Here is a 25,320-nt window from a genome sequence, read left to right on the forward strand (position 1 = left end):
TCTTACTCATAGGGGTTACCGAGATTCTCAAAGGTTTGGACGAATGGCGGCGAGGAGTAAGCCGAACATCCGCGGTCATTGCATGCGCGAACAATATGCGCTGGCGCGCCATATGCGGTACTAGGGGCTCCAACCTTGGTGTTGGGGCCAGAGTATTGGATGCCGCCAGTATTTGTGTTTACCAGTTCGTACCGCGTCGCATACTGAACAGCAGTCCATTCTGCCTGGGTGTAGACCCTCCCAAGGCCATTAACACGAGACACCGACTTGTGTGACATCAGTATCGTGGGGACAGTCGGAATGCCGGCAACCGCCACTGCAGCGATATTGCTATAGCTTCCGCAACCAGAGATGTTGCACGCTGCTACGCGATAGGAATACGTACCACCATCTCTCGCTGTGAAGGCTCTTGTTGTGTCACCTGAGGTTTGCAGGTGACCCCATCCGCCACCGTTCACACTTTCCTCGAGCCGATAGGATGACGCACTCGCAACGCCATTCCAACTAACCACGTAGTCGCCATTCCCAGATGTGCTTGGCACATTGACAGCCGGCGCGCCTGCAGGCGGACGCAAGACGGTGACAACCACAACATTTCCCGCCGGGCTGCAGCCGCCAGGGTTACAAGCCTTCGCGCGATAGGCATAAGAGCCATCCGCCTTTCCACCGAAGCCCGCCGTGGTAGCTGCTGAGCTCTGGACATTGTTCCAAGCTGCGCCGTTTGCGCTCTCCTCAAGCTGATAAGTTGCAGCACCGGAGATTCCGGTCCAACTCACGCTGTAGTTACCATCGGACGACAAGCCAGGGGCTGAAGCAGTTGGAGCATTGCCAGGAGCGTGTTGAACTTGAACTGTGACGGCCGCTGGGAATCCCCCGCAACCTGCCGCGTTGCAGGCTGCGATTCGATAGGCGTGGTTGCCGTCCGGCTTGCCCGTAAAGGCCTTGGAGGTGCCAGCTGCATTTTGGACCTGCGTCCATGTGCCTCCGTTCGAACTTTCCTCAAGCTTGTAGGTGGTCGCCCCGGACACCGCGTTCCAAGTCAACGAATAGTTCCCCGTTGCTGAGAAGCTCGGGGCACTAAGGGTCGGTGCTCCAGCGGGGGGGGATTGGACCGAGACATTGACCGTTCCACTCCAGCCGCCGCAGATCGCTCCTCTACAAGCGCGTGCACGATATCCGTAAGTACCACCGGGCTTTCCGGCAGCAGGCCAGCTCAAGTTGCTTCCGGTGTAGGTTACCTGCCAAGCGCCACCACCAAACTGCTGCTGCAGCTCATAGCTGGTTGTTGATTGAATTGCGTTCCAACTTACCGCGTAAGAACCGTTGTCGCTGTACGAAGGTGCTGTCACCACGGGAACCGCTGGCGCAGTGGAAGTCGTCACTTTAGCCAGAAGACTTCCGTTCAAATGGACGAATTCAGATATCTCCCCCTTGCGGTCGTTGTCCTGTCGGCGCAGTACGCCATCTTGACCGTACATCGAGATGATGTTGCCTTGACTGGAACTCCATGAAACGGCTCTCCGACCATACCCATCGTAGCGATAGGTTTCCTTGCCAACGGCGCTGCGCAGCCGATTGCCATAGTCGAACTGGAACGCTTGACCATTTTTATTGGCAAGGTTGCCTTGAGCGTCATAGGAAAAACCCATGATAGTGGCACCAGCATCGTCCACAATGTTGCTTAGTCGATTAGATGCGTCATACCAGTAGTTGTACTGCTTCACGCCGGTCAACTTCGTCGTGCGCAAGTTGTCCAGCGCATCATAGCTATAGGCAATCTGGCCACCTCCCCCAAAAGAGATGGAACTTGCTTGCGCTAGGCGATCGAGGCCGTCATATGTCATCGAACGAGTACGACTTGAATCAAGGGCATCGGAAATCTGCGTCACGTTGCCATTGGTATCGTAGCTATAGGTAGTGTCTAGCACGACGCCATCCTTGATACGTGTCGGCAGTTGGCGGCTGTTCTGTTGCAAGGTGTGAGAAATCCCGTTGCCGTACACGAACTGGCTCATGCCGCCATTAGGATAGTAAGAGACCCCGGTAGCAAAACTACCTGCTCGTGTAGGTTGGCCTAGAGCATTTGGGGCGTAGTCCACATACAGGCCGCTAGGGTACTGCACCCCGGCCAGTGCGCCGTTAACGTCATAGCCGTACCCAAGAGACCAGTTGTAACCTCCTACCTGCCCGATAGTTTCTGCCGTCAGAAGGCGACGCTTGTTGTATGTGTAGGTATTGATCGCCTGAGTGGAGCTCGCTATATCCCCAGTGATGATCTGACTCGGCTTTCCGTCTGGTGTATACGTCCATGCCTGGTTGCCGTTCCCATCCGGAAATGTCAGTGCAGTCAACATGTTGCGATTGTTATACGTCCGCTGTACGCGGCGCGCTGCAACAACTCCCGAACTGCCGTCATTCTCACAGGCGGTTGCAGCAGGAAGGCCAGACGCACTCCAGGCAAGATTGCCGGCAGCGTCATACCCCATCAGCGTCGCGCCGACCTCGGGCTCGACGCTCGCGCAAAGCTCCTGATGGCTGTTATAGCGATATGTCCGTGTGATTTGCGTCGACCAATCGCTGTTGCCTCTAACGATAGAGGTAGCTTTGCCAAAGGCATCACGCGCAATACTTGTTTGCGCACCTTCTGCTTGGATAATTCTCGTCGGGGCGTCATAGGACGGGCTGCCGAACATTTGATACCAGGTACGAGTCTCTCCGCCGCGCGGGTTCTTGACCAATGTGTAAGCGCCAAGCACATCATTCAGGTAGGTCGTCGTGGTGATCAGCAGGCCATGCTCGCTGTCTTGTGCCACAGCGGTCGTGCGCCCCAAAGCATCGTGCTCGGTCCAGACGCCAGGGAGAGGGGAATCGAAGTTCTGCCAGCCAGTGGCAAACGGGTTTATCGGATACGACTCATATACCTTAAGACCCTGCTGGTCGTAATTGATTCGTGTCTGACGAAGCGTTGCTGACGAGTTCGAGACGTCCTCGTCCTGGGTGATAACAGGGCGCCAAAGCGCGTCGTAGTACACGATCTTCTTGAAATTTCCTGCCGTGATCACCTGCCGCCAGAAGCCTGGTGCTAGCCCATACTCGGCGCTTGCGCTGCGCGTGAAAGACCGCCGCTCCGCACTCCAAGCAACTGAGTCATTGGCAGGAAATGTCGTATCCGCCAGACGCCCCATCGCATCGTAGCCATAGCTTGTGGCAAAGCCGGCCTGATCGATAACTTGCATTATCCAGCCGCTGTCGTTGACAGTTGCTGATTGCGCCGTTCCATCAGCATAACCAATGGACTGCGGAACCCCGCGCTTCCAAGCGGATAGCGTCGTTAGATTATTTTTCCCATCACTTACCGACGCGACCGTGCCGTTGGCGTTATAGGACAACGTCTGCTTCAGCTTTCCAAAAGACCATGTCTGTAAAGGCATGGCGGTAGCGGCATCGTATGAGGTTTGCTCCACAATGACGCCATCAATGGCCTTGCCGGCAACTTGCCCTAGCACCCACTTCGTTGCGTTGTCATGGTAGCTAATGGTCTCGGTCCGCGAACTGGCGAGCGCCTGCCCCCCTGAGTGCGCAAGAACGCCAAATAACGCCGTCCATATCGCAAGAAGCGAACGAAAACAGGTCCTTTGTTTACTCATTGTCCGCATCCTCATGGTGTCGATGTACTTGATTCGGTGACGCTCACCGGCCGCACATACGAGTCGAATGCATTGGTAGTTTTGGAGAAGGTCACTCCGTCTTGGCTGATGTATGTAGCGACTATCGGCCGCTGGCGGGCTGCCATCGGTCGCTCCCATATCGGCAAAAGCGAACGACCGATGTTGTCAGCGAAAGGCTGTGCGGAAATATTACTATCCGAGAGATACTGATATGTCTCTTTTGAAACCACGGCGAGGGTTCCTTTCTGACGTACCGTCTTTGATAGAAGCCGTCCTTCATTGACCGCGTACTGCGCGCCGTATTCGTAGTCCACAACGCGTCCAGGTTCGCTCACCCTCAAGACCCCAGAGACAGAGCAGTTAGCGCAGTCCCCACCAGGAATGTATGTTTCCAGGGTGCTGAAGTCAGGCTTCGGCCAAGGTGCGCGATAGTAAGTTCCAGACGCCGTACCACCATAGCCATAGGTCCACTCGGCGGGCGTAAGGCCGGGGCCTGCTAAGGTTTTTTTGATAAGTGCCCACTGATAGAACACGGCATTCACATCTGGATAGCGCGGTGCTCCAACGGTCTCCTGGCACGTGGTTGGAACCCGAGTCCGCGACCGCGCCGCGTAGCTGAACAGGTAGTCGACCTTTGCACCACTGGGCGAAACAACTGTGTATGTAAACTCAGTGCTTGGGGCTCTGTCGACGTCAAACTGGCACAGATTGGTCGGTGCGGGGCCATCATCCCTGAATATCGCCCCTTTTCTTAACTCGCCGGCAACTGAGTAACGCCAACTACTCCCATCAGGCAAAGCGACCGTATCCAATGCCGAAGAGGTACCATATGGTATCAAGCCATTTCGATATGAATAGGACCAAGTTCTGCCATTGGCCACTATCGAAGATAGGTTTCCAGCGGTCCAGTTTAGAACGATCTCCCTGCCATCTGAGGCATATATCCGCCTGAGTTCTGTACCAACATATTCGTAGCCAACCGTGTTTCCGAATCGATCCTCAACCTTTGTTGCCATCATGTACATATGGACGCGGGGAATGATCGTTGAAAACGTAGCGCCACCGCCAAAGCCCAAGCGAACACGAGATATATCCGATACGCTGCTGGCTTGGCGGCTTATGACGTAGTCGAACGTATAGGACGTTCCATCGGGCCCCCTGACGACGAATCCCTCGCCAGGATAGTTACGGGTTGACGCTAGGCAACTCACGATCTGTCTTGCCGTGGTGACCCATGGAAAGGAGGTTTCCGAAACTGGCACTGCACCCCGGTTGTTTTTTAGCAGCTCGTTGTCGCCTTGGCCAGGGATGTTGACGTAGTACCCATCCCACACCAGATTGCTGTAGGCACCAGCTGTGCTGCCTTCAAATGACGTATTGGGGATGGCTGGACTGGTGCAACGCGCGTCTGGATTGGATCCAATTACCTTCCAGCCTTGCCCTTCCGCAAAGATACCGTGGATGTATGGAACATCCAGACTCCACTCGCCTACTCCACCGAGCGCCCCCTTGTAGACACCAGGATCTTCGATCGTCAAACGTCGCCGTAGCTCTACTGGCAGGGCATCGTTTCCCGGGATGGCCACATCCACGATCGAAAATGCAGTGGCCCCCGTGTACAGCGAAACCTCTTCGCCCGCCAATGAATTCGATAGTGGCTCAATGGCCGACGAATTCCCTAATCGTTTCGCATACTCGTCTTCCGACGTAACCGTTTGAGCTGCCACAGTTGTTGACGAGACTGCAACAAGTGCACCCACGCAAAAAGCAAGCCTCATGATCATCCCTCAAAGATCACATCCGTGATAAAGCCTCAAGGAGGTAGAAGTGCCTATCGCACATCGAAATAACGCTTTCTGATCGCATACTCGGATGCCGAGTGCGGGGTGTGTCCCCTACTGCATCGCAAATTCAGAAGCGCGAAAAATGTGCGACAGACTCATTCTCCCGGATAGATATCCAATTGCAATTCACTCGAAAAAACCGATTCAAAACCCAGATAGGGAAGCGGTTGCGCCATCAAAGCCGCAGCCTCTAGTGTTCGTTGCGCCCCTGCATCAAGCTCACAATCAGCGGAAATGGCGCTTTGCACAGCCCCGCCAATCGTTTGTTTAAGAACTAAACTGCATTTTCCTTTGCTTCCACTGCGAACCCACTGCTTGTTTACTGCAGCCCTCAAGGCTGCCAGGTATGCGGCTCGTAGCCCCTCTTCTCCACTGCCGCCTGCGCTTGAAGAGCCGGGACTTTCCGAATGTTCGGTTGAACTGGGAACGTTTGGATGATCACCTTGCTCCACCGCTGTCGGGCGGGCGTCTGCAAAATTCTTAATACTCTGATCATCAACAGATTCGATGTGGTCCTCAAGCGGCAACGGTACTGCTACTTGGGCAATAGCAGAGGTTTCGTCGGATTCTGCAGGAGAGTCCTTGGGCTCGGCGACCAAGTCGATCCTCTGTCGAAATTCGCCACTTTTCAGGAAGTCAACGGACATGCCCGGCCCTTCCCCTTCCCCAACGATATCCGATTCCCCCAATCCGCCGGCCGCACTGCCTCCCCAGATCAACAGAAACATTAAGGCGTGAAGTACTACAGAGATGGCTATCGCCAGACTCCGTTCTCGCGACTCCCCGCTTTCGTCCGACGCCGCATCTATGGGCATGGCGCGGATTGTAAACATGAATTTCTCATGGATATATGAATGGGCGATGCTCCCCCTTCGAGACGCTGCCTCTCCTGGCCCGCGGCTCAACTCTGTGCCTTAGGATTTGACAGCCGCATGCGGTTCCACTGACGGCCTCCCAAATCTTGAGCCGATCTAAGGTAGAAAAATCGGCTTGTTTGGGGTTGTCAGAAATGCCTCGGCGAACTGCGCTGGCGCGGCATTTCCCAGGGACGAATGCGGACGGAAATGATTGTAGTCGGTTCTCCAGTTTTCGATCTTCTGGCGGGCGCCGGCCAGTGACAAGAACCAATGCTCATTCAGGCACTCCTGCCGAAGGCCAACGTTGAAGCTTTGTACAGTTCGCCCGTGGTTACCGCAGACGCTGTTCCAGGTCCCGCGCTGGGTTATGCCTATCACGAACGAAGTCGGAAGCATCTCTCATACCTGCGCTCATATCTGCATTATCTTGGAAACTAGATTCACCAGCACACCCTCCCCCATGCGCTTGGCCGTGCGAACAACGGGATGCGCGGGCTCTCGCAGCTGCGGAAAATATGCATGGCAGCCGGTCTTGACGTGGAAATGCCCGGCCATGAACCATAGCTCAGAGGCGATTGCCTCCTCGCTAGCTCCGACGCCATGCAGGCGGACGTAACGCTCTAGCGCTAGCGCGGCGATCTGGTCGCCGTCGACGAGCGTTTCGCGCTGTGCATCGCCCTGCCAGTGGACGCGGACGGTGCCGCGCTCCTCGTCCCACTCAGATTCGTCGACGGGCAGGATCAGGGTGCCGTCGTGCAGGGAGCGAGCACACCAGACTTCATCCCGATCCTCAGAGGTGTAAAGAGGCATCAGATTGGCAAGGAATCCCACGATGGCGGCGCTCTTCTCGATCATTTAGTCCTAGGCTCCAAGCAGTTTCGGCAGGTCCATTAGCGAGACGTTGTAGAACTCCGTCCCAACCACATGCGGCGCAGGAACGTATCTAGGTTGACGTCGGCATCGGTTCTTCTTGTGTTCGGTTGGCACCCTATCCTTGCTAGGCGCCAGCACGCAATCCAGCAGCCGTAGCACGGTGAATAGCAGGATGACCTATCCGGATCGAACACGCCCAGCCCCAAGTCATAACAGAACGCCTACATCGAACGCTACAACCGCGCATGGCTATGCATGGCTCGCTCGGACATTGTTCGCCTCCAATGAAATCGCCAAGCCTAGTAGAAGCAGCCAGCAACACATATACGGAAGAGCTAGCTTTCGCCGGCTTTTCTACAGCGCCTTGATTTCGATGATGCAAAAGTCGAGATTCGAACCCGAAGGGAAGTGTGGGAATGCCGTCATTCACGATGCTTCGTCACTTTTGATTGGCAGATCTCCATAAAGCGGCCACCTTCGTTGGATTTCAACTCGATTCGATCACCTTCCATCATGGGGGCAACAATGTCGCGAACTTCGCTGGCGGCGCGTGACGATTCAGCTATTGCTTCATCTTTGGCCATCAACTGTGTACCAGGAAGATTCGCAGCACTGATACTTCCCAACGTGGCAAGCTGCGCACACAGCCCCGTCATATAGGCGGCGGACTCAGATTCTGCAAGTTTGTCGCCTGACAACGCGCCCGCGAGGTGAAACGTCTCGTGCGCGACAAGATCAATGATGTTCGCCAGTGTTCTGTGTTCTTCCATGAACTCCGGCGCCACAAGACTGAGCCTCGGCGTTGATATGCGCCACGAACTTCGGGTGGAACGGAGTCCAATTCCATGCGGGACGAGGTGCAACTCGATTGAAGCAGGCCTATCCGGGTACATCAACGAGACATATGACAAGGCATCGGCCACCGCCCCGCAATAGGATTGAATGGGTATTCGCAAGGGAGCATGGGCGATCAGAGTGATGTCTTTGCCATGATGATCCAAGCACCTGTACTTAGACCCTTGCGCACTGTGTCCTTCGCGCCCAGGGAGATACATATGGGTTTTGACATGAACGATTCCCATGCTGCGCGATATTTCTATGTAGTTCACGCCCTCACCCGAAACTCCCAAGGGAACTTCGGGTGTTGTCCGGCAACTGGTCGCCATTCCAATAATGATTGCTTAGCAGCAAAATCTTCGCATATCAGTACTCTTCTGGGCGTGGCGAGGTGGAACTCACCACAGGTCTCCCACGATAAATCACGACACAAGCGTGGAGTGTTTGGCCTGCGTTGGCAGTCGCTGCCGCATCAAAGTTTACGGAGTATGTCGTCTGCAAAGCATCTTCGTACTTGGCTTGATCTGCGATCACCCGGGGGCCAGTTCCATAGTTGGAGCGGAACGCAACCACTTCATATGAAACTTTATCGGCCGTGCCGGCATTCGCGCAAGCCCAATCAATCCCCTGCCATGAAATGCAACAACCCGCTGCTCACCAAACGCAGGATTTGATGTGGTTTTTCCACGCGCATCAGAGAACGCCAACGAATGTTCTGGATGGCGCTCACCGTTCAATGCCCATCAATCAAACAAAACCACAACCCAAACCGCAGAAACCATAAGCAAGGCAATCGCCTGCGCTGCGCTACCCATATCTTTTGCACGTTTTGAGAGTGGACGAATCTCCAGCGAAATGCGGTCGACGACAGCTTCTATGGCGGAGTTCAGCAGCTCCACCAGCAAGCTGATAAGGCACACCGCCAGCAGGATCGCCCGCTCGGTGGCATTGACGTCCAGTACGCATGCAACGAGAACCAATGCTCCATGCAGGACTAGAAGCTGGCGGAAAGCCGCCTCACTCCTGAAGGCAGCGACAAACCCATCCCGCGAGTAGAGAGCTGTGCAAATGATTCGCCTGACTCCCGATCTCCCATGATCAAACTTGCCTTCTTTCGCAGACCCCGAGGACTCCACAGGACCTTCTCCTTTCCACTGACGAGGGCACAGTGTGCGGCGCTCAGTGTCAGGACTCTGTCAGACCTTCAACCCAAGTGCAGGGATGTCCAAGGGCCCTCCGGGGCGCGAATTTGCGTTCGTTCCGAGTGGCCGCCATGAACCGGCTGGGGAACGTCGACTACAGGAACTGTCGCTATCGGGCCAGTTTCCCTGGATGGCTCTCCTTTGAGTTGCACGGAAGCCGAACTGAACACCTCCGACACAATACCTTCGCCGCTTAAGTCGAGCCGTACATATCGAGCGTGAAGCAACAACCTGTATCCGAGCTTTCCACCGTCATCTGCCAGCCCAGGTGCTCGACGATGCGCTGCACGATCGATAAGCCAAGGCCTTCCCCACTATGGGGCGTGCCCGGAACGAAGCGCTGAAACTGACGCGGGTCGATGCTCGGGGGGAGGCCTGGTCCCGTGTCGGAAATGGTGAGCCGCGTCCTATCCAGGACAATGCGTACCTCGCCTTGATCCGTGTACTGGCAGGCGTTGCGCATCAGGTTCCAGATGACGCTGCGGGCAAGCTCTGCATTGGTATGCAGCCTGGTTTCCATGACCACATCGAACGCCAGTCCTACCGGTTTGTCCCCCAGCCAAGGCTCACAACGCGCCATGCACTCCTCTATCAACGACAACAGCGAGACCTCCGTGCGGGCAAGGCCCTGCGGGTCACGCGAGAGCAGCAGCAGGCAGGTCAGCTGACGCTGCATCTCCTGCGTGGTACGCAGGATCCGCTGGCTACTCGCGACCAGGTGGCTATGCGCAGGGAGCTGTTGCTCGATCGTCTCCGCGGCACCGGCAATGATCGCCAAGGGCGTGCGGAGTTCATGGCTCGCATCACCGACAAAGCACCGCTCACGCTGGAGGAAATGCTCGGCTTCGTCGCTGTGCTGTGCGAATGCTCGGGCCAGCACGCCGATCTCATCGCGTGCGTCCTGGAACGGAAAGGGCATTTGCTTGGTCTGAACCGCCTCTGCCAGCCGGGTGATCGGGGAGATTACTCGCGCGGCAGTTACGCGGCCAATCCAGAACCCGCAGAAGATGCAGAAAAGTATGACAACTGCTGCATACCCATCGATCAGGTGCTCCAGGTACGCATACATCTGCGCATCCTGCAGGAGGTAATAGCGCTCGCCGTCCAGATCGAACACGAGCATATGCCAGGCATCGGCTTCCTCGACGCTGTGGTAGCCCGGACCAAACCGACGCAACCCAACCGGGACCGACGTGGAGTCATACAACCGACTGCCTTCGCGCAAGCTCGGCTGACTCCCCTTGGCCAGGCCCTTCTCCAACTGTTGCGCCTGTTCTTGCAACCCTTTGGAAATCACGTACGCCCGCAGATCGTCGTAGTCCAACTGCTCGGCAGCGATCACCACCCCCATCACCCCCACCATCAGCAGCACGAATGTGATGGTGATGCGCGTTTTGAGCGTCATCCTGCGGACAAAGGAGCCGATGATCATCTTCAGCCGGCCCATCTCTACTGCCCCACTTCCGCAGGGGCCTGCAGACGCCAACCGACCCCGTGCACGGTTTCAATGAGCGCGCTCGAGAATGACTTGTCGATGCACTGGCGAAGTTCATGGATATGTGTGCGCAGCGCACCGCTGTCGGGCGGATCATCACCCCAGAGCAAGTACTCCATCTCCTTCTTCCTGACGACAGCCGGTGCTGCCCGTATCAGGCACAGCAACAGCTTGTGCATGCTCGGCGTCAAGGTGACGACGCGCCCCTCCCGCATCGCCGTGGGCAACCGGCTGTCAACCTGCAAGTCAGCCCAGGTAAGAGAACCCTGCACCTGCCTGCCCTGTGCACGCCGTACCAAGGCCTTGATGCGTGCATCAAGCTCCTTGAGCGAGAACGGTTTGATCAGATAGTCGTCAGCGCCCATCTCCAGCCCCTGTATCCGGTCGTCCACCGGGTCCCTGGCTGTGAGCATCAGGACTGGTACGGGGTTCTGGAATTCCTGGCGTAGCCTGCGGCACAACGCCATACCGTCCAGTCGCGGCAGCATGAGGTCCAGCAGGATGGCGTCATAGTCATTCTGCGTTGCCATTCTCAAGCCAGTCGCGCCATCGCGTGCATCGTCCAGCACGTACCCCAGGGGCTCGAAGAAGGCGTACAAATTCGCCACCAGCTCCGGATTGTCCTCAATGACAAGCAAACGCGTCACGGCGGTATCGGCTGACAACTTCCTGACAACGACTTTCTGAGACTGCGCGGACTTTCTATTCATTGGAACCGTGCGTGCTTCATCGTCTGACATCCCTGCGCTTACATCCCATCCAACTTGGTTGGATAGCCGCACTCTTCTTCGCCAGTATCGGCAACCCTGCCCTTTGGAAAACGCTCGCGGTCACGATTGAGATCCATGACCCGCATAGTTTTTTCTTCTTCCTGAGCGTTCCGGTCTTTCTTTTCTTCGCCTTCAACCTTCTGTTGGCGCCGATACTGATCCTTCCCTACCTGCGCAAGCCGTTGCTGGCACTGTTGATCATCATCAGTGCCAGCTGCAGCTACTTCATGCTGCACTATAACGTACTGATCGACCGCAGCATGGTTCAGAACTTCTTCGAGACGAACCAGGCAGAACTGGCATCCTACTTTTCGATTTCGTTACTGCTGACAATCATCGGGCTGGGCATATTACCCGCAACAATGATCGGCCTGTGCAGGACCAGGAGCGCCAACGTGCCGCGGACCGCACTTTGGTGGACCGGGAACATCGTCCTTTCCGCGATCGTGCTTGCCACCATTTCGCTTGGATTCTACAAGGACTATGCGTCCCTGTTTCGCAACAATCGCCATATCCGGGATCTGGTGCTTCCATTGAATGTTGTGCGCCATGCGCATGGCTATCTGACCAGCCACCATGAAGCAAAGCGGCAGCCGCTGCAACGCGTAGGCGAAGACGCCATTCGTGCCCCGCGTTCGCCTGCCGCCCGGCCAAAGCTGGTCATTTTTGTGGTCGGCGAGACCGCGCGGGCAAAGAACTTCCAGCTCAATGGCTACTCACGCCCGACCAATCCCTCGCTGTCCCGGTATCCGGACATCATCAGCTTCAGGAATGTCTCGTCTTGCGGGACAGCCACGGCCATCTCCGTTCCCTGCATGTTCTCGCGCATGGGCCGTGCGGACTACGATGCCGCACGTGCCACGTCCGAGGAGAACCTACTCGACATCCTGCAACGCACAGGCATCCAGATCCTGTGGCGCAACAACAACAACGGTGGTTGCAAGGGGGTATGTGAGCGCATCGTCACCGAGGATATGCCGCGCATGAAGATTGCCGGCGATTGCCCGAACAAGGATGGAACTTGCCACGACAGCGTGCTGCTCCATGGCCTCCGGACGCAGATCGACACCATGCAAGGAGACGCTCTGGTGGTGCTGCATCAGCTCGGAAGCCACGGGCCAACCTACTTCGAACGCTATCCGCAGCACAACCGGTTCTTCACTCCGACCTGCGACAGCAACCAGATCCACAGGTGCAGCAAGGAAGAGCTTGTGAACACCTACGACAATACGCTGCTGCAGACGGACGAGATGCTCGGCCGGACCCTGGCGCTGCTGCAGCACTATTCCGGTGAGCGTGACGTGGCGCTGGTCTACGTGTCCGACCACGGGGAGTCATTGGGCGAGCGAGGCATGTACCTGCATGGCACGCCATATGCAATCGCACCCCGCGAGCAAACCCATGTACCGTTGATCATGTGGTTCTCGCCGCAGTTCCTGCAGAACACGGCTCTGGACCATGCCTGCATGCGTAGGAACGCGCGACGCAACGCATACAGCCATGACAACGTCTACCACTCGATGCTGGGGCTGTTCGACGTCCAGAGCCAGGTCTACCAGCCGGCCCTGGATGCGTTTGCCCCCTGCAGAACCTAAGCGGGCTCGCCAGCGACAGACCGCCGATCAACCTGCGGATCACCGGCCGTGCTCCAGGTGGTTTTGGCGCTGGGTACAAGCGGCTGTCGCGGAAGCTGCTTTCGTGAGCGGGCCGATGCCTGCTCCGTCTGATGGCATGCGCCCGCCCCTGCAGGCAGCTGGAACAAGGCACCGCGGAAGAGCGGGCCCTTCCCTACCCCCGGCAAACTTCCTTGAACCGCGCTTTCACAACCTCTGCAACCTCTCGAATGAAAAACTGAGCAAAGGTGCTCGGAAGAGAGATTCATTCAATCCCGCAATCCACGTTCCAGCATTCCGCTTGTACGCCTCCAGCGGCATCTGCTTGGCATGCAGGTAGTCAACCTGTGACGACACGCCGATACGACTTCATAACCCGGTCCCCAAGCCTGCCAGCACGCTGAACACCATCCATACCCCGGCCAACATTGCCAGACATAGGATGGTACCCAGTCCCAGTTCCCACCATGACAGAACCCGCTTCCACCATATCCCCAGTATCGCGGGCGCCAGCGCCGTCGCGGCCAGCAGCAGGGGCGAAACAAACCATGCACCTGCCAGCAAGAAACAGGGTGTCCACAGCAGCAAGCGGCTGATGCGGAAGGCCAAGGGTTTACGCAGGCGCCATGTGTGCCAGACGAAGACCGCAAAGCCCAGAATCAACCCTGTCGAGCCACCTGCCACTATCCGTTGCCACCTGAGCTGATCAGCAGCTCTCCCAGCATTCTGCTGGTCCAGCCAGGCGTTGATCTCGGCGGTGTATTCGGCCTCGTTGGGCAGCGGCAGTTCGTGGGCGGGCGAAGCAACAGCCATGTCGCCAGCCCAGACCATCAGTGCGCAGACCAGGACGCGCATGCACGGTTTCCACATGACTTTCTTTTCCTTCTTCAAGGGGTGGGTCACTCACCAAGCAATCGACAACCTGAGCAGCGTTCTGGCATCAGGGGCCGTGCGCAAGCTTTGCTTTCATTTCCAATAGAGCAAAGTCCAATGTCTGATAGACCACACGGACAGCAGCGGCATAGCCAGCTGCGACCACAACCAGCCCGACGAACGAGATTGCTGCAGCAATGGCCGGAAAGAGACTCGCCTCCAAAGCATCCTGGGCAACGGCTCGCCCGTTTCAGGTCCACGCAATGCCCAAAGTGGCGCTTGCGACGGTAGTCGACCAAACTCTTGCGGGCGACGCCTCCCTCTCCCGGCTGGCGCCGCTGCACTGCAACAGCACAAAACATTGATGCCTCGACTAATGCATGCAGTTGCATGAAGCTGGAATCCAATGAGCTACGCCTTGGCTTGACACTATCAACGCGATTGAGACGGGCCTGCCTCCAACTGATGATGCAAACGTGTCCTTGTCATCGCTCAAGGGCCGCTCCAGGCGGTGTCGGATCCACACCGGTGCATGGATGCTTTGATGGGCAATCTACGCCTCTCGTGTAGGAGTGGCTACGGTGGCGCGAAATCAGGTGTCTGCACAATGACGGCCTGTCAGCCGAATGCGTTACCTTGTTCCCTGACTTCTTGCCGCCGCCCCGGTCGCAAACGTATCCGCCGCTCCATCAAGATTGGCGTACCCACGCCGATATCCATACTCGGCCCGGAACGGCTGGGGGCTTCGTCACGGTAGTTTTCGCGTTGTTTTGACTGTTTCTACAGCTGGCCTGTATACGGCAGGCTGCATGTTCCTCATGGCACAACATTGCGCAGGAGCCGAACGGGTAAGTGACTTTCATCCAGCCAGAGCTTGAAGAATCCGCGCACGCCTTGCCCGCTCGTGGTGGCAGCTTGCCACCACTTGCCTGGGCGGTTGCAGGCCTGTTGTTCGGGCTGGCCTGCACAGCGATCATCGCGTACCGCGAATGGTCTGACCTGCAGCATCGGGCTGCAGACGCGCGCCGGGCCCTGGCTGACACCAGCGTTGCGCAGCTGCGGGTACCGCTTGAGCATGCAGCATCCATCCTGCGTGCGATGCAGACCGTCTTTCTGGCCAACGACCGGATGGATCAGACTGGCTTCAGTCAGTACTACGCGCGTTTACACGATGGTAACGAGGCCTACACTTCCATCGCCTTTGCGCGGCGTGCCCAGGTCGACCGACCACAAACCGACAACGCGGCTTACCGCTACGAGTTTGTGTCGCCCTACCAGAGCAATACCAGCCTGTTGGGTTTTGACATGGTCACCCAGCCGGCCAACCTGGCGGCCCTGCTACGCGCCAGGGATACCGACACTGTCACTGTTTCAGCCCCGTTTGCCCTGCGCCAAAAGGCGTCTCCAGGACAGAGTCCGCTGGGCGTCACACTCCGCCTACCGGTGTATTCCAAAGGGCCAACGCCGGCGTCAGCGAGCGAGCGCCAAGCTCGGGAGATTGGCGCGCTGGCCATCGGCATCCGTTTGCAGCCATTGATCGAAAGCGCGCTGGCATCGCCCATTCTGGATGGCTTCCGGGTAAGAATCCGCGATACGGATGTGAACGCACAGCCATTCTACGATTCCGGCACGATGGTAGCTGCCGGGTTGCCTGCGCAGCACCGTCAACTGGATTTTGGCGGCAGGCACTGGCATCTGGAGATGCAGCCCCGCCCGCAGCCCTTTGCCGTTGGCCGATTGGATACCATCGTCATCGCCGGGTCCATCATCAGCCTGCTGCTATCGGCATTGCTGTGGTCGCTGGCGGTAACCCGGCGCAAGGCATTGGCCTTGGGGGCGCAGATGAGTTTCCGCTACCGCGAGAGCGAGCTGCGCTTCCGTGCACTGAATGAACTGTTGCCGGCGCTGGTGCTGCTCGTCGACGCCCGCGGCTGGAAGATCGTGTACGCCAACCAGGCAGCGCGCAAGCGTCTGGGTGACCCCACCGGCTTGCAGCTGTCTTCGCTGTTTCCTGATCACCCACTGCAGGCCAGGTCCCGTGATCCGGCGGACCTGCGCAGCGGCTGGAACCGGCTTGAGACCGAGCTGCGAGGGGCAGATGGCACCAGCTTCTGGGCAAATGCATCCATGGCCGAAGTGGATGTGGATGGGACCCCGCATTTATTGCTGGTCGCAACCGACAATTCCGAACAGCGCGAACTGACTGATCGCCTGAGCTACCAGGCCGCGCATGATGCGCTGACGGGCCTCTACAACCGCCGTGAGTTCGAGCGGCGTCTGGAAGAGATACTGAAGGACCGGTCCACAACGGCGATCAACGGCATGTGGGCCTTGCTGTACATCGACCTTGACCAGTTCAAGCTGATCAACGATGTGTCCGGCCATATGGCCGGCGACCAGCTGCTGGAGCAACTCGCGTTGATCATGCGCCAGCAGCTGCGCAGCGGCGACATCCTCGCACGTCTGGGCGGGGATGAGTTCGGGTTGCTGACCTTCCACGCAGATGCCGGCGGTGCACTGCAGCTTGCGGAACAGATCCGAAGGAGCATCGAAACCCTGCTGTTCGCGTGGCAGGAGCGCAGCTACAAGGTCAGCTGCAGCATCGGCATGGTCGTGATCGACCAGCAGTTTCCAACCCTGAAGAATCTATTGGCTTGGGCAGACACGGCCTGTTACCTGGCCAAGGAGAACGGACGCAACCGCGTCCACGTGTACCGTGAGGACGACGAGACCAGCCGGCGCCAGGGGGAGATGGAATGGGTCAACCGGCTGCGCTGGGCGATGGATCAGGACCGCCTGCTGCTTGACTACCAGGAGATCATCTCTCTCACCGGCAAGGACACCGCTACCAACATCGAACTGCTGCTGCGCCTACGTGATGAAGATGGCAGCATTGTGCTGCCTGGCGTCTTTTTACCTGCAGCCGAGCGCTATGGCTTGATGCCGGCCATTGACCGCTGGGTGATTCGCAAAGCCCTGTCAAACTTCAGCAACCTCCACCCTACGGCGCAGACACTTGGCAGCTGTGCGATCAATCTGTCTGGTGCCAGTATCGAGGACGAGGGCTTGGCAGACTTCATCCTTGGCTGCATCGCAGAACACGGGGTACCGCCACAGCAGCTTTGCTTCGAGGTCACCGAGACCGTCGCAGTCCGCAACCTGGCTAAAATGGTGAGCATCGTTGAGCGCCTGCGTTGTGCCGGATGCAGCATCGCCCTCGATGATTTTGGTGCTGGCATGTCGTCTTTCGGCTATCTCAAGAATATTCCCTTGGACCTGATCAAGATCGACCGCAGCTTCATTGTTGATCTGGATGCCGATCCGATCAGCCACACCATCATCAGCGCCATCACCAAGATTGGGCACCAGCGCGGCCTAAAGGTCGTGGCCGAAGGTGTAAGTACCGGGCACCTGCGCGATGCAGCGCGTTCCTTGGGCGTGGACTACGCCCAAGGTTTTGGTCTGCATAGGCCTGAACGGGTGAAATTCCAGCGTTAACCTTCACCCATTCCTTCGTGGGCGATCGCGGCTTGTGAAGAAATCGTCGCAGAACGGAGGCTGTCGCGGTCGAGCGCTTAACTCCGTGTTTGGCACCATGCCGCTGGACCCGAACGGAGCCAGCACCATGATCGCTGCACGAACCCTTCCGCGATAAACCGCCATGTTGTGCTTCGCAATCGGCGCAGTCTTGGCATCTTTCATCCAGGCCATCTGATCAGGGGTTCAGCACACGGGGGCTTTCAACCGAACAGTGGATGCGCCTGCATGCATCGTACAAACGGCATGGAAGCGGGCCAGCGTTCCGGGAAGCCTATCGCGGCATATTGGATGCCGTCACGCTGCATGGTGACAGCCAATGAGCTGGCCAAGCGTGCACTTCAGTTCGGCATCACCGGAACAGCGCTCTTTGTCTAAACGGGCCATGGATCAACACCTGCCCCCTGCCCCCCTGCCCCATTAGGCACTGCCTGGGCCGTTGTCGCGGCATGCCGGGAGCCTTGAACAGGTTATATGGCTCACCATTCCGGGCTACCTCCCTGCAAACTCGATCACGCAGCACAACACACGTGTTGTGCTGCGTTTTCATGGAGACTGTTCGGACCGCAATGCTGTCTGCGATCAGAATCGATAGCGCACATCCAGTGCGCCTGAGTGCTGGTGACTACCATCGCCGAACTGTCCGCCGTAGATCACGCCTACCGTGGTGCGTTTGCTGACCGCGATATTCACTCCCAGCTCGACCAGCGCGGCGTCACGCGCGATCGGCACGCCACGGGTAGTGAAGGACTCGCCGCCCTGCACGAACGACATCGTGCTGACCGGATCGACATCGCCAAAGGCATGCCGCCACCCCAGCGTGCCAATCAACTGCCCCTGGACGCGGGTGCTGTTGAAGGCGCTGCGGGCGTGCAGGCCGAGCGCGGAGGTGGTGACGTTGTTGCGGCCGACATCGCCGCGCAACGCGGCGTCGCCGCCAGACTCGGTGAACGCGTGCGTACGCAGGCTGCTGAAGCCGGCACCGACAAAAGGCTCCAGCGTGAGGCTATCGGTCAACGCCATGGCATATCCGAGCTCACCAAACACCTGGGTGGTATTGCCGCCGTAGTCGGCCTCCAGCTTCTGCGGCAGCCCCGCCGCGTCGGCGTAGCGCTGCGTCGTGATGTCGTGCCATGTATAGGACGCGCCCAAGCTCAGGTTGAGCGTGCCGCTGCCCGCGTCGAACGCCTTGCCGCCATAGCCTGTCAGGCTGTAGCTGTCGGCCTGACCGCTCGACGCGCGTGCGTTGATGCGATTGCGGCTGTTGGAATAGCCGACCGCAGCACCAATTCGCCAGTCGCCGCTCACGAGCGTGTCACCGCCCACGGCCACGTCGCTGTTGCTCTGCGTGCTGCGGGCGGCATTGCCGTTACCGCCCAGCGAGCTCCGGTTGCCGAAGACTTGTACCCACAAGAGTTGCTCGTCCGATTGCGGCACGACGGCATTGCATGTGCCCGGCTCTGCCGTCGACACGCCGGTCAACATGTCCGCCGCAAGATTTGCGCGCAAGCGGTTCATTGGGACTTGCACAAAGCTGTTAGCCACGCTTTGCGTCAGCGATACCGTAGTAGCGTGCATTTCGCCAGACAAGCCATTGAACACCTCGGCCGGTGCACCCTCAGGCAGGTTCAACACGCGGCGATACAGTGGACTGTCGGCAGGCAGGCTTTGCAGCGCACCAGCGACCGAGCGCTGATTGCCCGTGACGGCGGCGTCGACGAATTCTATCGGCCGCGAACCGCCGTTACCGTCATCGGGCACGTCCTTTAGCTTTACGATCAGGTCCACTTGATTGCTGCCGTACGTCAACGACGGCGTCAGGAATGCGAGGTTGCTGGTGACCTCATCAAACCGGCCCTGCACGCCACTGCCCGCGGCCAGGATGGTGTAAGTCGTGGAAGGCGCATAGACGCCGTTCTGGCCCATGTGCAGTACCGAGCCCGCCAGATTGGCGACACCGCTGACGTTGACGCTGCTGTGCCCACCATCGGCCGCCGCCGCGACGCGATACGACGCGCCCTGCAACAGATTCAAGTCACCCAGAACATTCAGACGGCCGAATGGCGTGACGCTGTTGCCTGGTGACAAGGTCGCGCCCGAGCCCACGGTCAACTGGTTCAGGGTGCCAACGCCCGAGACCGTGCTGCCCGCCATCGCCTGCACCGTTCCGCCCAGCTTGCCATCCACTTGCAGGTTGCCGCTTGATATGGATGTCATGCCGGTGAAGCCGCTGCTATCGGTCGTCAGCGCCAGCGTGCCACTGCCTTCTTGGCGCAGGTTGCCCGAACCGGATATCGCGCCACCGTAGACCACTTGGTCGCTGCGCTTGAACGCCAACGTTGCACCGGCCTGGATGTCGGCGTTGCCGGCGATGCTGCCACCCGTGGCGCCATCGCCCACCTGCAACTTGCCACCAGCTACCGTCGTGGTGCCCAGGTAGGTGTTGCCGCCGCTCAGCACCAGGGCACCTGAGCCTAGTTTGGCCAGGCCGCCGTTGCCGGACAGGGATTGCCCCACAGTGAAGCTATTGGCGGCATCGACGATGTCAAACCCGCCGCCCGCAGCGCCCAGCGTGATCGTGCGGGCCGTGCTCTGGAAGGCAGTGCCCGTGACCCGCAGCGTGCCGCCCTGGAAGTCCAGACCACCCGCGGTTGCGCCCAGATTGGTGTCGGACGACACCGACAGCGCGCCCGCGGAAAGGCGCGTCTGCGCAAACGCATTGGCGCCCGTCAGCACCAAGGTGCCCAAGCCGGTCTTGTTGACACCGTTGCCGGCCAAGACGTTGTCCAGCGTGGCGACCCAGTCGGCCGACACGGCGCTGCCGTCGCCCACGCGCAGTTCGCTCAGTTCACCACCCGACGGCGCCACCAGGTTGAGTGTGTCGCCGTTCAAACGGTAGCCATCGCTGGCGAACTGCACGCCGCTGGCACTGACATTACCCGCACCGCCATCCACCGAGACCGTGCCCGGCGCGCCGCCGAAGATGGCGTACGCATCGACAGGCGAAAACGTCGACGTCACGGCGGCGCCAGCGTCCGTCCAGTTGGCACTGGTCCTGGACCAGACGCCGGAACCGCCGCCCAGTTGATTAGGCGTCGCGCTGCGATCAGCGTTCCAGAGATTGAGCGTCAATCCCGCCGCGTTGATCAGGTTGATCTGCTTGGACCCGCTCAGTACCTGCAAGTTCTGTCCGGCCGCCAATCCAGTGATGCCGCCGTTGTTCGTCGTCAGCGAACCGGTGTAGTCGAACAACCGGTACAGGCCAACGCCGAAGCCCCCCGCATCGTTGACGTTGAGCTGCGCGCCGCTTAGCGTCAGGTCGCCGTTGACCTGCACGCTGTGGCCTGCGCCCACGCCGCCCGAGCTGCCGGGCGCGCCGAAGAAAAAGTCCATCTGGCTGCCCTGCGCCAGCCCCAGGTTGCCATTGACGGTGAAGACGCCACCTGGCGCACCGGGGGCCAGGCGGCCACCCGCCTGCACGGCCACGTTGCCGTTCACCTGGCCGAAACCGCCGATAGAGCCGCCGCTGGCCACCGTCACCGCACTGTTCAAGCGCGCGCCCGCATTGGCGGCGGAGCCGCCCACCAGCAACTCGCCGGCACTCACCTGGGTCGCCCCTGTGTAGGTATTGACGCCATTGAGCGTCAAGCTGCCTGTCGTGTTCTTGGTGATACCGCCGGTGCCGCCGACCACACCGTCATAGGTGCCCGCCCCCAGCGTAAGGGTGTTGGCGCCCAACGCTACGTTGCCGCCCGCGCCATTGAGCGCAGCCAATGTCGTGTTGGATGCCGCCGAGATATCGAACGTGCCCTGCGTGTCGACCGTCATCAGCGAGCCGGTGGCCAAACTGCCCCCCGCGCCCAGCACCAGCTTGCCGCCAGCCACCCTGGTGGTGCCGCGGTAGGTGTTGGCACCACTCAGCACGAGGGTGCCTGCGCCCAGTTTGACCAGACCGCCGTTGCCGGACAGGGATTGCGTCACAGTGAAGGTATTGGCGGCATCGACGATGTCCAATCCGCCGCCCGCGGCGCCCAGCGTGATCGTGCGCGCCGTGCCTTGGAAGGCGGTGCCGGTGACCTGCAGCGTGCCACCCTGGAAGTCCAGGTAGCCCGGGGCCACGCCCAGGTTGGCGTCGGACGACACCGACAGCGTGCCAGCGGAAAGACGCGTCTGGGCGTGGAGGTTGGCGCCCGTCAGTGCCAAGGTGCCCAACCCCGTCTTGTTGACACCGTTGCCGGCCAAGACGTTGTCCAGCGTGGCGCTCCAGCCGGCCGACGCGGCGCTGCCGTCACCCACGCGCAATTCGCTCAGGACACCGGCCGACGGCGCCAACAGATTGAGCGCGTCACCGTTCAAACGGTAGCCATCGCTGGCGAACTGCACGCCGCTGGCGCTGACATTGCCCGCACCGCCATCCACCGTGACCGTGCCCGCCGTGCCGCCGAAGATGGCGAACGCATTGACAGGCGAAAACGCCGACGTTACGGAGGCGCCAGCGTCCGTCCAGTTGGCACTGGTCCTGGACCAGACGCCGGAACCGCCGCCCAACTGATTAGGCGTCGCGCTGCGATCAGCGTTCCAGAGATTGAGCGTCAGGCCCGTCGCGTTGATCAGGTTGATCTGCTTGGACCCGCTCAGTACCTGCAAGGTCTGTCCGGCCGCCAATCCAGTGATGCCACCGTTGTGCGTCGTCAGCGAACCGGTGTAGTCGAACAGCCGGTACAGGCCAAGGCCGAAGCCCCCCGCATCGTTGACGTTGAGCTGCGCGCCGCTCAGCGTCAGGTCGCCGTTGATCTGCACGCTGTGGCCTGCGCCCAGGCCGCCCGAGCTGCCGGGCGCGCCGAAGAAAAAGTCCATCTGGCTGCCCTGCGCCAGCCCCAGGTTGCCATTGACGGTGAAGACGCCACCTGGCGCACCGGGGGCCAGGCGGCCACCCGCCTGCACGGCCACGTTGCCGTTCACCTGGCCGAATCCGCCGATCGAGCCGCCGTTGGCCACCGTTACAGCGCTGTTCAAACGGGCGCCGGTATTGGTGGCCGCACCGCCCACCAGCAACTCGCCGGCACTCACCTGGGTCGCTCCTGTGTAGGTATTGACGCCATTGAGCGTCAAGCTGCCCGCCGTGTTCTTGGTGATGCCGCCGGTGCCGCCGATCACGCCGTCATAGGTGCCCGCCCCCAGCGTAAGGGTGTTGGCGCCCAACGCAACGTTGCCGCCTGCACCGTTGAGCGCTGCCAATGTTGTGTTGGAGGCTGCCGAAACATCGAACGCGCCCGTTGCGCCTACCGTCACCACCGAGCCCGAGGCCAGGCTGCCCCCGGCCCCCAGCGCCAACTTGCCGCCCGTGATGTTGACGCCACCGGTAAAAGTATTGGTGCCCGTCAAGGTCTGCGTCTGAAGTCCGCCTTTGACCAGACCGCCGCTACCTTCAATCACGCCAGTGAATGTGGTGGCGCTTGTGTTGAACAGGCTCAGCGTATTCGCGCCCAACACGACCGTGCCGCCCGTGCCGGCCAGCCCGTTGATGCTCTGGTTCACGCCTCCCGAAAGGTCCAGCGCGGTGCCGGCGCTCAAGTTCACCGTCGTCGCTGGGTTCAGCGTTGCGCCCGCGCCCAGTCGCAGGGTGCCGGCCTGGATGGCTGTGTTGCCTTGATGGCCCAGCAGGCTGTTGACCGTCAGTGTGCCGCTGCCTTCCTTGACCAGGTTGCCGCTGCCCGACATGGTGCCGCCGTAGCTGCCATTGGCCGCGCCGGAAAAGGTCACCGTGCCGTTGTTGACGACATTGCCTTGCAGGCTGGTGGCATTGCCCGTGAGCGAGGCCCCCACATTGACGACCGTGCTGCCAGTGTAGTCATTGGCGCCCGTCAAGGTGACCGCCTCGGTGCCAGCCACCCGCACCCCCCCGGTGCCCGTCAACAGGCCAGACACCGTGAACGCCTGGGTGCCGTCCAGCGTCAGGCCGCCCGAACCCAGCCGGAAGGTGTTGCCCACCGACACGCCCGCCGTGGTCGCGCCGATGGCGCCCCCCGCCGCATCGATCGCACCGGTGCCCAGCGCGCCGCTGCCGTCGACGCGCACCGTGCCGCCATTGAGCGCGATGCTACTGCCCGTGGGCATTAACGCACCGCCCGACAGCGCCCAGGTGCCCCCGGTGACGGTCAGGCTGTTGAAATTCAGGTAGGTTCCGGCCGTGACGTTGGTGGCGATGCCACGGCTGAAGGTGTCGGCGAACATCAGGGAATTGGTGCCGCCGGCGCCGCCATCCACCGTGCCCGGCGCGGCGAACAGCAGGCCCGCCACGGACGTAACGCCGATTGTTCCGGTCGTCTGGCCCGCCGCGCTGACCGAGGAGCCGGACTCGGCGACGAACGTATTCTTGCCATTTGCCCCCAGCGACACGCTGCCGTTGATGACGCCGCCGTTCCTGAAGTAGTTGCCAAGAACGGAGCCGGCCGACTCGAAAGCCACCCGGCCGACAATGGTGCCGGTGCTGCTGTTGGTGAAACTGGTCACACCGCCGCCATAGATCGCCACGGCCGCGATGTCCGCGCCGGACCGGTTGCCGAGGGCCACCGGCGCGGCGCGGATGATGCCGTTGTTGGTGACGTTGGTCACACCGCCCGTGCCGTTGTGGATGGACAGCGCCATCCCGGTCAGGTTGGCCAGTTGCGCTTCGTAAGTATCTCGGCCCGAGCCGCCGATGAGACCGGAGGCCCCGTTCTGGACGGTGTACGTGCCGACCGTGGGCGTGCTCCCTTCCGGCTTGCCCAGAACCAGGCCCGACGACACCACGCTCAGGCCGCTGCCCAGCGCAAATGCGTCGACAACACCATTGTTCGTCACCGATCCATTATTTCCCTGCAGCAGCATCGCCGTGCCGCCGACACCCAGCAGCACACCCACCGTGCCGTTGGGCCCTACCGTCACGCTGAGGCTGTCATTCGAGTTGATGAAGTTGGGCGCCAACGGATTGGCGGGCGTGTTACAGGTCACAGTCACACCAGAAATGGTGCAGGCCGCCATGGCGACTGGCCCCCAAGCGGCCAGCCCCAACCCAATGGCCGCGGCCATCGCCTGCGAGCGCAATCGCACCGACACGTAAACCGCTGATCGCGTCGCCCCGCCGCGCGGCTGCCCTGCAAGTTCCGACACGGGCTGCCACATGCGCATGGCGCGGTTCCATACCAGACGGTAAACGTGATTCAAGGCCTACTTCTCCAAGATTAGCGGTGATTGCTGCCTGGCATCCACAACGCGGAACAGCCAAGGTCGGCGGCAGTTGGGGTACGGGCGATTTGCGCCAGGGGCGAGACTATACTGCTGCGCAACTTTTTTCTTGAAAAATAGAACGTAAGATTCAATGCCCATATGATTCTGATCAGATCATGCGGTAAAGGAAGGTCTGAACAATCAGCGGCCGCTTGTTTCGTAGTGCTTGAATCGGCACAGCTGATGGCCAGAAGCAGCCCCTTCTTTTTTGTGCCGAAAGAGCACTTGGCTATTGGATGAAGGCGGATCCATCACTTTCCACGCTCACCCTTGCTAGCTGTTGCTCTCAGTCATTGAGAGGTTCCCCACCCGCACCGAAGAAGCATCAGTCGAGGATCGAGCAGTCCCCGACCACTGGGATATCGATTCGTGCTAATTGGAGACTGTTGTTCGCGCAACCACGATAGCGCCTGTCAGTCGATTCGACATCCTTCTGCCTTCCAGAGATAGACGCGTATACGTGGTCTCATCGGCGCTCAAGC

12 protein-coding genes and 1 pseudogene are annotated in these 25,320 nt (G+C 59.7%); 2 read left to right on the forward strand and 11 right to left on the reverse strand.

All coding sequences use genetic code 11. The features are described from left to right. Positions 1–2: 2 nt before the first annotated feature. From ACVOLL_RS05445 to ACVOLL_RS05485, 9 genes and pseudogenes are all read right to left on the reverse strand, one after another. Positions 3–3,647: a wall-associated protein gene (locus ACVOLL_RS05445; RefSeq protein WP_481511967.1), complete on the reverse strand. Its 3,645-nt coding sequence runs from the start codon at positions 3,645–3,647 to the stop codon at positions 3–5. A gap of 11 nt (positions 3,648–3,658) precedes the next feature. After that, the gene (locus ACVOLL_RS05450) at positions 3,659–5,446 is read right to left on the reverse strand and encodes a hypothetical protein (RefSeq protein WP_481511968.1); all 1,788 of its coding nucleotides are present in this window, start codon (positions 5,444–5,446) and stop codon (positions 3,659–3,661) included. A 161-nt stretch (positions 5,447–5,607) separates the two neighbouring features. Continuing rightward, a complete protein-coding gene (locus ACVOLL_RS05455; protein WP_481511969.1) occupies positions 5,608–6,345 on the reverse strand; it encodes a hypothetical protein in 738 nt (245 codons plus the stop codon). 138 nt (positions 6,346–6,483) lie between these two features. Beyond that, positions 6,484–6,687, reverse strand: a pseudogene (locus ACVOLL_RS05460) (integrase core domain-containing protein); the annotation flags it as partial. Positions 6,688–6,780: 93 nt separating this feature from the next. Then, complete coding sequence (locus tag ACVOLL_RS05465; protein WP_481511970.1) at positions 6,781–7,224, reverse strand: hypothetical protein; 444 nt, start codon at positions 7,222–7,224, stop codon at positions 6,781–6,783. 440 nt (positions 7,225–7,664) lie between these two features. Then, the gene (locus ACVOLL_RS05470; RefSeq protein WP_481511971.1) at positions 7,665–8,012 is read right to left on the reverse strand and encodes a hypothetical protein; all 348 of its coding nucleotides are present in this window, start codon (positions 8,010–8,012) and stop codon (positions 7,665–7,667) included. 810 nt (positions 8,013–8,822) lie between these two features. Further along, complete coding sequence (locus ACVOLL_RS05475; RefSeq protein WP_481511972.1) at positions 8,823–9,215, reverse strand: diacylglycerol kinase; 393 nt, start codon at positions 9,213–9,215, stop codon at positions 8,823–8,825. Between the two features lie 259 nt (positions 9,216–9,474). Next, positions 9,475–10,713 (reverse strand): sensor histidine kinase, encoded by a 1,239-nt coding sequence (locus tag ACVOLL_RS05480; protein WP_481512026.1) that lies wholly within the window; start codon positions 10,711–10,713, stop codon positions 9,475–9,477. A 17-nt stretch (positions 10,714–10,730) separates the two neighbouring features. After that, positions 10,731–11,423 carry a response regulator transcription factor gene (locus tag ACVOLL_RS05485; protein WP_481511973.1) on the reverse strand — a complete coding sequence of 231 codons (693 nt, stop codon included), beginning with the start codon at positions 11,421–11,423 and terminating at the stop codon, positions 10,731–10,733. Between the two features lie 74 nt (positions 11,424–11,497). Between ACVOLL_RS05485 and ACVOLL_RS05490 the strand changes: the two genes are divergently transcribed. Beyond that, entirely contained in the window at positions 11,498–13,141 is a 1,644-nt protein-coding gene (locus ACVOLL_RS05490; protein WP_481511974.1) for a phosphoethanolamine transferase, read from the forward strand. A gap of 387 nt (positions 13,142–13,528) precedes the next feature. Here ACVOLL_RS05490 and ACVOLL_RS05495 read toward each other — a convergent pair whose 3' ends face one another. Further along, on the reverse strand, positions 13,529–14,014 hold the full coding sequence (locus ACVOLL_RS05495) for a hypothetical protein (protein ID WP_481511975.1): 486 nt from the start codon (positions 14,012–14,014) through the stop codon (positions 13,529–13,531). A gap of 870 nt (positions 14,015–14,884) precedes the next feature. On the opposite strand from ACVOLL_RS05495, the gene ACVOLL_RS05500 reads away from it, so the two are divergent. Further along, positions 14,885–17,530: a bifunctional diguanylate cyclase/phosphodiesterase gene (locus ACVOLL_RS05500; RefSeq protein WP_481511976.1), complete on the forward strand. Its 2,646-nt coding sequence runs from the start codon at positions 14,885–14,887 to the stop codon at positions 17,528–17,530. A gap of 621 nt (positions 17,531–18,151) precedes the next feature. On the opposite strand, the gene ACVOLL_RS05505 is transcribed toward ACVOLL_RS05500, so the two are convergent. Next, positions 18,152–24,775: an autotransporter domain-containing protein gene (locus ACVOLL_RS05505; RefSeq protein WP_481511977.1), complete on the reverse strand. Its 6,624-nt coding sequence runs from the start codon at positions 24,773–24,775 to the stop codon at positions 18,152–18,154. Positions 24,776–25,320: the final 545 nt, after the last annotated feature.

This window comes from Stenotrophomonas sp. STEN035 (assembly GCF_056759935.1).